Annotated in this window: 9 protein-coding genes; 7 read left to right on the forward strand and 2 right to left on the reverse strand. The window is 67.2% G+C overall.

Features of this window, described 5'->3' with window-relative positions; all coding sequences use genetic code 11:
• Position 1: 1 nt before the first annotated feature.
• Entirely contained in the window at positions 2–871 is an 870-nt protein-coding gene (locus G6N32_RS07180) for an MlaE family ABC transporter permease (protein WP_115316597.1), read from the reverse strand.
• Positions 871–1,848 carry an MlaE family ABC transporter permease gene (locus G6N32_RS07185; RefSeq protein ID WP_115316596.1) on the reverse strand — a complete coding sequence of 326 codons (978 nt, stop codon included), beginning with the start codon at positions 1,846–1,848 and terminating at the stop codon, positions 871–873. Before G6N32_RS07185 ends, G6N32_RS07180 begins: the two co-directional genes overlap by 1 nt.
• A 656-nt stretch (positions 1,849–2,504) precedes the next feature.
• Here G6N32_RS07185 and G6N32_RS07190 point away from each other — a divergent pair.
• Genes G6N32_RS07190 through G6N32_RS07220 form a run of 7 tightly spaced genes read left to right on the forward strand, consistent with a single transcriptional unit; the run spans position 2,505 to position 11,029 of the window.
• Entirely contained in the window at positions 2,505–4,181 is a 1,677-nt protein-coding gene (locus tag G6N32_RS07190; protein WP_115316595.1) for a thiamine pyrophosphate-binding protein, read from the forward strand.
• Positions 4,181–4,852, forward strand: a complete 672-nt coding sequence (locus tag G6N32_RS07195) for a DUF8713 domain-containing protein (RefSeq protein ID WP_115316594.1) — start codon at positions 4,181–4,183, stop codon at positions 4,850–4,852. Before G6N32_RS07190 ends, G6N32_RS07195 begins: the two co-directional genes overlap by 1 nt.
• Positions 4,849–5,871: a 3-oxoacyl-ACP synthase III family protein gene (locus G6N32_RS07200; protein ID WP_115316593.1), complete on the forward strand. Its 1,023-nt coding sequence runs from the start codon at positions 4,849–4,851 to the stop codon at positions 5,869–5,871. The genes G6N32_RS07195 and G6N32_RS07200 overlap by 4 nt, the downstream gene beginning before the upstream one ends.
• A complete protein-coding gene (locus tag G6N32_RS07205) occupies positions 5,868–6,122 on the forward strand; it encodes an acyl carrier protein (RefSeq protein ID WP_115318761.1) in 255 nt (84 codons plus the stop codon). The genes G6N32_RS07200 and G6N32_RS07205 overlap by 4 nt, the downstream gene beginning before the upstream one ends.
• Positions 6,119–7,729: an AMP-binding protein gene (locus G6N32_RS07210; RefSeq protein ID WP_115316592.1), complete on the forward strand. Its 1,611-nt coding sequence runs from the start codon at positions 6,119–6,121 to the stop codon at positions 7,727–7,729. Before G6N32_RS07205 ends, G6N32_RS07210 begins: the two co-directional genes overlap by 4 nt.
• Positions 7,723–9,933, forward strand: a complete 2,211-nt coding sequence (locus tag G6N32_RS07215) for an MMPL family transporter (protein ID WP_115318760.1) — start codon at positions 7,723–7,725, stop codon at positions 9,931–9,933. Before G6N32_RS07210 ends, G6N32_RS07215 begins: the two co-directional genes overlap by 7 nt.
• Positions 9,926–11,029 carry a methyltransferase gene (locus G6N32_RS07220; RefSeq protein WP_115316591.1) on the forward strand — a complete coding sequence of 368 codons (1,104 nt, stop codon included), beginning with the start codon at positions 9,926–9,928 and terminating at the stop codon, positions 11,027–11,029. Before G6N32_RS07215 ends, G6N32_RS07220 begins: the two co-directional genes overlap by 8 nt.
• Positions 11,030–11,035 lie beyond the last annotated feature (6 nt).

Below are 11,035 nucleotides of genomic sequence, written 5' to 3' on the forward strand. Positions count from 1 at the left end.
CCTATCCCGAGATCCGAATCCCGGGGCTGTTGCCCCAGAACAGCAGTGTCAGAACCATATCCGCGGCGACCACCGTGACGATGCTGGCCCGGATGGCCCGTCCGGAGGCGCGGCCGACACCTTCGGGACCGCCGACGGCGTAATAGCCCTGGTAGCCGTGGATGGCGATGATCAGCGTCACGAAGATCACGGCTTTGAGTACGGAGAACACCACGTCGGAGGGTTGGATGAAGGAGTCGAAATAGTGGTAGTAGGTGCCCGACGACTGACCGTGCATCACGTTGACCACCAGCGCACAGGACACATAGCTCAGCGCCAGCGTCACCACGTAGAGCGGGATGATGGTGAGCATGCCGGCGATCACCCGGGTGGTGACGACGAACGGGATCGACCGGATACCAAGCGCTTCCAGGGCGTCGATCTCCTCGGAGATCCGCATGGCGCCGATCTCGGCGGTCATTCGGCAGCCGGCCTGTGCGGCAAAGCCGATCCCGGCGATCATCGGCGCCATCTCCCGGGTGTTGGCGTACGCCGAGACGAAACCGGTCAGCGGGCCCATTCCGACCATGTCGAGGGCGCTGTAGCCTTCGATCCCCACCGACCCGCCGACGGCGGTGCCCATGAAGATCAGCACACCGATGGTGCCACCGCCGACGATCAGTGAGCCGTTGCCCCACATCACGTCGACCAGCAGCACCCCGGTCTGATGCCGGTAGTGCCGCAGCGTGTGCGGGATCGCGCCGAGTACCTGGGCCAGGAAGTTGACCTGGTGCCCGAGGCGCTGGATCAGTGAGTCGCCTTGGTCGGCGATCCACAACGGCGCCCGTAGGGCATGGGGAATGTGGCGCGACGGCGTGGAGACCCGAGCCATCAGCCCATCCTCAGCGGCATCGACATCGAAACGCCTTGGGTGATGATCAGGTTGAGGACGAACACGGCCACCACACCGATGACCACCGACGCGTTGACGGCGTCGGCCACGCCGCGCGCGCCGCCGGTGGCCTCCAAGCCGCGTTGGCAGGCCACCAGGATCACGACCACACCGAACAGCCAGGTCTTCACCATCGCCACGATGACGTCGTTGACACTGGCGAACGAGGCGAAGGACGCGATGTAGCTTCCGGGTGTGCCGGACTGGAAACCGACGTTGATCGCGTAACCGGCTGCCAGCCCCATGAAGATGATGAAGGCACACAGCACCGGTGCGACGAACACGATCGCGGCGAGGCGGGGGGTGACCAGGCGCTGCACCGGGTCGACTCCCATCACCCGCAACGCGTCGACCTCTTCGCGGATGGTGCGGGCGCCGAGATCGGTGGCCACTGCCGAGCCGGCCGCCCCGCCGAGCAGCAAGGCCGCCACCATCGGTGCGCCCTGCCGGATCACGCCCAGACCGCCGGCGGCGCCCGATACCGAGGAGGCCCCGACCTGCTGAATGAAGTTGCCTACCTGGACGGCCACGATCACGCCGAACGGTATGGACACCAGCAGCGCCGGGATCGCCGTGACACTGATGATGAACCACGCCTGGTTGAGGGTGTCTCGCCATGGGTGGCGCAACCGGATGAGGTCGGTGACGAGGAAGCCGAGGGCTTGTGCGCCGAGGCCGAAGAACCGGCCCAATGTCTGCAGCGACGAATCGGTTCGGGACAGGAAGCGTCGGAAGGGCCTGCTCAGGATGTCGGCGACCTGGCGGCCCAACGCTGGTTCCGCTGAGGCCGGGGGATCGACGGTTGGCTCGGGGGTGGCGGCTGCCACGAATGCGTCGATATCGACGCACGCAAGTTCGCTGGCTTCTGTCTCGGTCGCTGCTTGGGCCGCAGTCGCGTCATCGACACCTGCGGTCAACGGCAGGCACCTCCTTAATCGCTGGTGTGGCCAGTTCCCCCAGCAAAGTTCGAGCTTGGTTGTTGCGCGTTTACCAGCGGTACGAGTACGTGCGTTGTACCAGCGGCGGCGTGCGTGTGTTCGCGGAAAGAAGATCAGTGTGATGTACGCCACATTCAAGCGTCAAGGTCGGTTTCCGCCGCCGCGCCACGGCGGTGGCCGCCAATTTCCTTCGGAAGGGTCAATAACGTGCGCGGATGCGCTGATCGAGCGCCGACGGCGGCAAGTCCGCAGCACGGGCGAGGGTTTCACCCCGTCGCCGATCGGTGCGGGCCGTCGCGCGGTTGGCCTGAACACCCGGGAAATGCACAGGAATTTGCCAGCGGGTCAAATTGCTGCGCGGTTACTCGGGTGGCCGCGTGGCGACCACGCCGCTGACCACCCGACTCCGGCCGGTCGATCGCTTGCGCTACCGCGCACCGCCGTGTTCACATTTCGCGCAGGCGTCGCCGAAGGGCGGTCCGGGCAAATGCCGGTATGGCTGTCGGTGAGATCCCCAAACCCCGGCGAAGAGCAGCGGCCCTGCACTAGGGTTCGTGCAAGTTAGACACACTAGGTGGGGGTCATGGCGAGCGCTGTTTCTGGACACGTGCCGGGGGCGGTCGCGCTCGAACGACATGCCGGTCGGCTCTGAGCGCAACGGCGCGGGGGATGGGCGCACGCGAGTAGTCGATTACATCGCCGAGCGCCTCGTTCGCCGCGGCGTTCGCCATGTGTTCGGCGTCGACGGCGCCAACATCGAGGATTTCTACGACGCCGCGCACTTTTGTCCGGATCTGACCGCGGTGGTGGCCAAGCACGAGTTCTCCGCGGTTGCCATGGCCGATGCCTACAGCCGGTCCGGCGGCGCTATCGGCGTCGTCTGCGCGACGTCCGGCGGGGGAGCGCTGAACACCGTCCCGGGACTGGGGGAGTCGTTCGCCAGCCGGGTGCCGGTGCTGGCATTGATCGGCCAGCCGCCGACGGTGTCGGACGGGCTCGGCTCATTCCAGGACACCAGCGGGGTCAACGGAGCGCTGCCCGGCGAAGCGCTGTTCGCGGCGGTGTCGGTGTTCTGCGAACGGGTCGTGACCGCAAACGACATCATGACCGCGCTGCCCCGGGCGTTGTCGGCCGCGACGAGTATCGGTGGGCCTGCGGTCCTGCTGTTGCCCAAGGACATTCAGCAGGCGGTGGTGGAGCCCACGCCCGATCCTGCCGGCGACGCGCAACCCGAGGCCGGGGACCTCGCGGCATTGGTTCGACTGCTGGGCAGCACCGAGGGGCCGGTGACGATCATCGCCGGTGACCAGGTTGCCCGCGACGACGCCCGGGCCGAACTGGAGACGCTTCGTGCGGTCCTGCAGGCGACCGTGGCCACTGTGCCCGACGCGAAGGACGCCGCGGCCGAGGCGTTGGGCGTCGTCGGGGTGATGGGTCATCCGACAGTGGTTGCGGCACTGGCCGGCAGCGCACTGTGCCTGGCGATCGGCACCCGGCTTCCGCTGATGGCCCGCGGCGGTCTGGATGCGGTATTGGGTTCGCTGCCGATCGCGTCGCTCGGGGCGGAGGCCCCTTATCTGCCGTGCACACATGTGCAGAGCCACGACCTCCGCGCCGCCCTGTCTCAGCTGGCGACGGCGCTGACCCGTGGGCCGGACCGGACGCCGGCGGCGCGCCCCGCGCCCGGCGAGCTCACCCCGCCCGAGCACGTCGGCGCGGCAGTGCGGTACCGCGACGCGATGCGGGTGGTGGACGGGCTGCTGCCCCAGGATGCCGACATCGTCGTGGACGCAGGCAACATCGGTGCGGCGGCGATCCACTGGCTCCCGGCCCGACGCGACGGCCGCTTCCTGGTCGCCCTCGGAATGGGCGGCATGGGCTACAGCTTCGGCGCCGGCATCGGCATGGCCTTCGCCCGGAATCGCCGCACCGTCGTCATCGCCGGCGACGGATCGTTCTTCATGCACGGCATGGAGATTCACACCGCGCTGCACTACCGGCTTCCGGTGACGTTCCTGTTGTTCGACAACCACGCACACGCCATGTGCGTCACCCGCGAGCAGCTGTTCTACGGCGACCGCTACAGCTACAACCGGTTCGGCCCCAGCCGGTTGGGCGCGGGCCTGTCGGCCATGTTCCCGGCCCTGCCGGCGGTGGATGTCACCGACATCGGCGAGCTCGGCGTGGCCGTCACGGCAGCGCTCGACGCCGACGGCCCGTCCGTGGTGTCGGTGGAATGCTCCGCCGACGAAATCCCGCCCTTCACAGCATTCCTGAATGCAACAACACAGCTGAATTCGAGGAGAAGCTGATGACACTGCCTGCGCTCGAGGACATCGCCGCACACCACGGCGGTACCGACCCGATTCCGGGGCTGATGCGCATCGAGACCTCGCCCCGGGAGAAAGCCACCCCGGTCCTGATGGAGATGATCCACGCGGTGTATCCGCACGACGAGGTCTTCGGCGAGTTCTGCACCGTCAACGACTACATCGACTGCCCGCCCGACGAATTGTTCGACTATCTGTCGGACACCCGGTCCCTGGAGGAATGGACCTACAGCCTGCGGGGATTCACCCGCACCGAGGAGGACGGCCTGTGGCTGGCCTACGACCGGCTGGGCACCGAGACCGAGATCTACACCCGCACGGTGGCCAACCGGGATGCCCGCACCGTGGACTACCACTGCGCCTGGGATCAGGGCAAGCACCTGTGGATGATCTACCTGATGCGGGTGGTCGACGCGCAGGTGGTGTTCAACAAGCCGGGGTCGGTGGTGTTGTGGACGAACTGCCACCACCCGTTCTACGACGAAAACCCGTACCCGGACGCCGCGCCGCCGCAGCGGCCGGTCTGGGTGGGGGACTTCTGGGACATGTTCGGCGCCGGACACCTCCTGGAGTTGAAGAATCTCAAGGCGATCGCCGAATACCGCCACCGTAACGGGTTGCCGATCACCCCGGACTGGATGCGTGAATCATGAGCCGCCCCAACGTCAGTCTGATCGACGTCGCCACCTATCTGCCTGAAAACCGGGTCCCCGCAGAGTGGTACACGCAATTCAGCGGTGACGACGACCTGCGGGACAACCCTATGTTCCGGCCGCCGGAGTTTCGTCACCATGCGGCCGACGACGAGTCCAACGTCGACATGATCCAGCGTGCCGTGGGCGCACTGATCGATCGGCACGGGCCCGCGGTGCTCGACGATGTCGATGTGCTGCTGACTCATTCACAGCTGCCGGACCTGCCGATCCTCGGCGCCGGCGGCGAAGTCGCCAAGCGGCTGGGCATCAGCCCCGAATGGATCATCGATGTCCACAACGGTGGCTGCGCCGCATTTGTGTTGATGCTCAAGCTCGCTCGCCAGCTGCTGGCCAGTGGCGCCGGGCGGACCGCACTGATCGCGGTCGCGCAGAACGCCGCTGGCAAGATCTTCGAGCAGCAGCAGGTGCGAAAGCTCGCCCAGGCGTCGGTGCCCGGCGACGGCGCGGCAGTCGGACTGGTCACCGTGTCGGACAGCTCACCGGTGCTGGACATCGAATGCCGCTACTTCGGCGAGAACGCCTCCGACATGACGTTGGCCGCCGATCCCGCGCGACGGTGGTGGGAAGCGGGACCCGGCCAGGGCTACGTCGGGTTCAACGAAGGCAAGATCATCAAGGTCCTCGCCCGGGGCAACCGGCAGGTACCCCAGGTGGTGCGCGCGGTGTGCGACCGGATCGGCGTGAAGCCGGGCGACCTCGACCTGCTGGTCACCAATCAGCCGAATCGACTGCTGTTGCGGAATTGGAATGAGGCACTGGGTATTTCGCCGGATCGGCATCGCGACACATTCCAGGAATGTGGCAACCTGTTCGCTGTTGCCATCCCGGTAAACCTGGAGGCGGCGATCCTCGACGGCCAGATCGGTGCCGGTGACATCGTGATGATGGCCGGGTTCGCGCATGCCGGGGATTTCGCGGGCGCCGCCGCCATCCAGTGGAGCGGGACCCGGACATGACACGCGCCACCCTGGAGGCAGTCGTCGACGACATCATCGGCCTGATCCAGGCCGAGACCGACGGCGCCACATCCTTGACCGCTGAGTCGGGACTCCAGGATGCGGGCATGGACTCGGCCCGGGTCCTGTCGCTGGTATTCCGGATCGAAGCCCGCTACGACGTCGAGCTGGACGCCGAGGATAGCGACGACTTGCGCACCGTCGGTGACTTGGCCCGGCTGGTGCTGCGTCGCATCCAGGAACGGTCATGATCGGCACCCCCGCGATCCGGCCCAAGTTCGAGACGCTCACCGAGATGCTCGACGCGGCAGCCCAGAGCAGCCACCGCCTGATCTTCGTCGACCGGAACGAGGTGGACACCGAGGTTCCGATGGCGGAGGTGGCTCGGCGGGCGCGTTCGGTCGCGGCGGGACTGCACGACAACGGGATCCGGCCCGGCGACCGGGTCGCCCTGGTACTGCCCACCGGCCCGGAATTCGTCGCCTGCTTCTTCGGTGCCCTGTGCGCCGGCGCGATTCCCGTATCGCTGTACCCGCCGGTCCGTCTTGGCAAGCTCGACGAGTATCGGCATCGCACCGCAGCGATGCTGCGGGCGGTCGGTGCGGTCGTGGTGGTCACCGAGGATCGCATTCGTCCGCTGCTCGAGGCCGTCGGTGCGAAGTGCCGAACGGCCGCGGAACTCGCACGCCCGGGTCGGCGTGACATCGATGTGTCCGCCGACGACATCGCGCTGATCCAGTTCTCCTCCGGCACCACCCATGACCCGAAACCGGTTGCACTCAGCCACCGCAACCTGTTGTCCAATCTCGCCGCGATCGCGGACTATTTCGCGGCGGCGAACATGCCCGATCAGGTCGGTGTCACCTGGCTGCCGCTCTATCACGACATGGGACTGATCGGGAATCTGCTGAGCGCGTTCTATCTTCCGCGGCCATTGGTGCTGTTGCCACCAGAGTTGTTCCTGGCCGTCCCTGCGGCGTGGTTACGTGCGATCTCACGGCATCGCGGAACTGTCACCGCCGCACCGAACTTCGCGTTCGGGTTGTGCATCAAGCGGATCCGCGACGACGAACTCGACGGTGTCGACTTGAGCTCGTGGCGTCTGTGCCTGAACGGCGCCGAGTTGACCAGCGCCGAGGTGCAGCGCCGATTCGGTGAGCGGTTCGGGCGTTGGGGGTTCGACGCGCGGGCGTTCACACCGGTCTACGGCCTGGCCGAGGCGTCGCTGGCGGTCACGTTCAAGCCGCCGGGCACGATGTTCGGCGTGCATTGGCTCGGCGACCGGGAACTGGTGAGCACTGGCCGCCCGCTGGCCGGCGTCGAAGTGCAGATCCGTGACGACGATTCCCGGGCGCTACCCGACGGCGAGGTGGGGCACATCTTCGTTCGTGGACCCAGCGTGATGGCCGGGTACTTCGGCCGTGCCGACCTCACCGCACAGGTGTTGTCCGCCGGCTGGCTGGATTGCGGCGACGTCGGATTCGTCCACGACGGTGAGCTTTTCGTGTGTGGCCGCACCAAGGAGACCGTGATCATCCGCGGTGCGAACCACGCTCCGCAGGATTTCGAGGCCGCCCTTGACGGACTTCCGGGTGTCCGCGCCGGATGTGCGGTTGCGGTGGGGTACGTTCCCCCCGACGCGCAGGACGAGGCACTGGCGATGCTGGTCGAAACCACCGCGGACGCCCCCGAGGATCTGGCGAGCGATGTCGCGGCCCGGGTGCTGCAGCGCACCGGTATCGCCGTCGGCCACGTCGAGCTGCTGGCACCGGGCACCCTGCCACGGACGTCGAGCGGGAAGATGCGCCGCCTCGAAGCGCGCACCCAATGGCTGGCGGGGACTTTGTCGCCGTGTTAGCCGGTATCGCGCGGCTTGCGATGCGCGCTCCGGGACGGATGATCGCGCTCGCGCTGATCGTCGTCGCCGGAGCGGCGGCTTTCGGGATTCCGGTGGCGGGCCGGCTTTCCGCGGGCGGTCTCACCGACCCCGGTGCCCAGTCGTCACAGGTGAAAGCCTTGTTGGCCAGCACTTTCGGCCAGGGCGACATGCCGCTGCTGATCACCGTCAGCTCGCCGGAGGGGGTCAATTCCACTGCAGCGCGCACCGCGGGCACCGATATCGTGCGGACGCTCACCCAGTCGCCGACTGTTGCGACGGTGACCTCACCGTGGACCGCTCCACCGTCGGCAGCCACATCGCTGGTCAGCAGGGACGGCACGATCGGCGTCATCGTGGCCGGCATCACCGGCGGCGACAACGGCGCACCGAAGAATGCCGGCGCACTGATCAGCAAGGTGGTGCACGACCGCGACGGCGTGACTGTGCGGGCCGGCGGCGAGTCGGCCATGATGCTCGAGATCAACCAGCAGAGCGAGAACGATCTGAAACTCATGGAGGGCGTGGCGATTCCACTGAGCTTCCTGGTGCTGGTGTGGGTGTTCGGCGGTCTGGTCGCGGCCTCGCTGCCCCTCGCCGTCGGGGCCGTTGCGATCTTCGGCGCGATGGCGGTGCTGCATGCGATCACCTTCGTCACCGACGTATCGATCTTTGCGCTCAATCTGGCTGTGGCCCTGGGGCTGGCGTTGGCGATCGACTACACATTGCTGCTGTTGAGCCGCTTCCGCGACGAACTGGCTGCGGGTGCCGACCGCGACCGGGCCCTGATCCGCACCATGACGTCCGCCGGGCGGACGGTGTTGTTCTCTGCGATGACCGTCGCGCTGTCGATGTCGGCGATGGTGTTGTTCCCGATCTACACCCTCAAGTCTTTCGGGTACGCAGGTGTCGCCGTCGTCGCGTTCGCCTCTCTTGCCGCGGTTTTCGTGACGCCGGCGGCCATCGTAGTGCTCGGGGACCGGCTCGATTCGCTGAACCTTCGCCGGTGGCTTCGACGTCCGGTCGCGGCCGTGCGCCCGGTCGAGGAGGGCGCCTGGTATCGGGTGGCGATGTTCTCGATGCGGCGGGCGGTGCCGGTCGGGGTGGCCATCGTGGCGCTGCTGATCCTGCTCGGGGCGCCGTTCCTCGGTGTCAAGTGGGGAGTGCCCGACGACCGGGTCCTGCCGACGTCGAGTTCGGCGCATGTGGTCGGCGACCAACTGCGCACACAGTTCGCCGCGGACCTGGCCAAGAATCTGACCGTCGTCATACCGGATCTCAGTGGCGTCAGCCCGGCACAGCTGGACGGCTATGCCGCTCAGCTGTCCCGGGTGTCAGGCGTGTCCTCGGTCTCCTCGCCCGGCGTGACGTTCGTCAACGGCAGCTCCGTGGGTCCGCCGACGGCGGCGACCGCGAGCACGAACGACAGCGCGTTCCTGACCGTTACCAGCACCGCACCGCTGTACTCCCAGGCATCCGAGACGCTGCTCGATCAGCTGCAAGCCGTCCCCACCCCGGCCGGTCACCGGGTGTTGATCGGCGGGACCCCTCAGGTCAACCGGGACACCGCAAGCGCCATCGCCTCCCGGCTCGGGATGGTGTTGACGATCATCGCCGGAATCACGTTCGTGCTGCTGTTCCTGATGACCGGCAGCATCGTGGTACCGCTGAAGGCGTTGATCCTCAACGTGTTGTCGTTGACCGCGGCGTTCGGTGCGCTGGTGTGGATCTTCCAGGACGGCAACCTCGATGCGCTGGGCACGACCTCGACGGGCACCCTGGCGATCAGCATTCCGGTGTTGCTGTTCTGCATTGCCTTCGGGCTCTCGATGGACTACGAGGTGTTCCTGGTGTCGCGGATCCGCGAGTTCTGGCTGGCGAGCGCCAAGACATCCGCCGACAACGACAGGAGCGTCGCGCTGGGACTTGCCCACACCGCGCGGGTGATCACGGCCGCGGCACTGATCATGGCCATCACGTTCGCGGCGCTTTCCGGTGCCCAGGTGTCCTTCCTGCGGATGCTCGGTGTCGGTCTGACGCTGGCGGTCCTCGCCGATGCCACGCTGGTGCGGGTCCTGCTGGTGCCGGCTTTCATGCACTTGATGGGTCGCTTCAACTGGTGGGCGCCAAAGCCGCTGGCGCGCCTGCACGATCGGGTCGGGATTCGGGAGGCCTCGCATGCCTAGGAACGCCATGGTGCCGCCGGCCGGACTGGCGCGCGCCGTCGAGTGGTTGCGCCATCACCTGCTGCTGCTCCATCAGCGGATGCTGCCCGCGCCGATGGCGATGATGGAGCTGGTGGTGTCGGGGTGGCCCGCGCAGGCGATCACCACCGCCGCGCAGCTGGGCATCGCCGACGCACTGGCCGACGGACCGCTGCCGATCGACGAGCTTGCCGCGCGGGTGGACGCCGACCCCGACGCGTTGCGGCGGCTGATGCGGGCACTGATCGGTCGGGGCATCTTCCGGCTGCGCCGCGACGGCCGATACGCGCTGAATTCCCTTGCCGACACTCTTCGCTCGGATGCGGCGATCTCGCTGAGGGGTGCTGCCCTGTTCCAGGGCTCACAGGAGCAGCGGGAACGCTGGACGCTGCTGACGGACTCGGTCCGAACGGGTGAGTCGATCGTCCCCGCCCTGAGGGGTATGGAGGGTTTCGACTACCTCATCGAAATACCCGAGCACGCCAAGCTTTTCGATCAGACCATGACCAGCCTCGCCCAGATGACGCTGGCCGTCGTCGTGGCCGGCTACGACTTCGCCGCACACCGCACGATCGTCGACGTCGGTGGGGGACAGGGCGCGATGCTGGCCGCCATCCTGGCGAAGGCACCTCGGTCCCGAGGCGTTCTCTACGACGTCCCGCGAGTCGTCGCAGGTGCGCCGGAGTTGTTGCGCGCCAACGGTGTTGCCGATCGTGTCCAGGTCGTCGAGGGTTCATTCTTCGACGATGTTCCCGGCGGTGGCGATGCCTACCTGCTGAAGAACATCATTCACGACTGGGCGGACGACAAGGCGGTGCAGATCCTGCGCAATGTCCGCGCGGCCGCCGCAGGTGCCACTGTGCTGCTGGTCGAGATGGTCGTCCGCGACAACGGGCGCGACGGGCCAGAGAACTGGGTGGATCTGGAGATGCTGCTGAACCTCGGATCCCGCGAACGGACCGCCGAGGAGTACCGAGCATTGTTGGCGAACGCCGGCTTCCGGATGACGCGGGTGGTGCCGACTGCGTCACCGCTCTGCGTGGTGGAGGCCGTCGTCGACGAAGCCCTTCCTGGGTAGCCGAGG

It is taken from the genome of Mycolicibacterium aichiense, from assembly GCF_010726245.1.
Classification (GTDB): Bacteria; Actinomycetota; Actinomycetes; order Mycobacteriales; family Mycobacteriaceae; genus Mycobacterium; species Mycobacterium aichiense.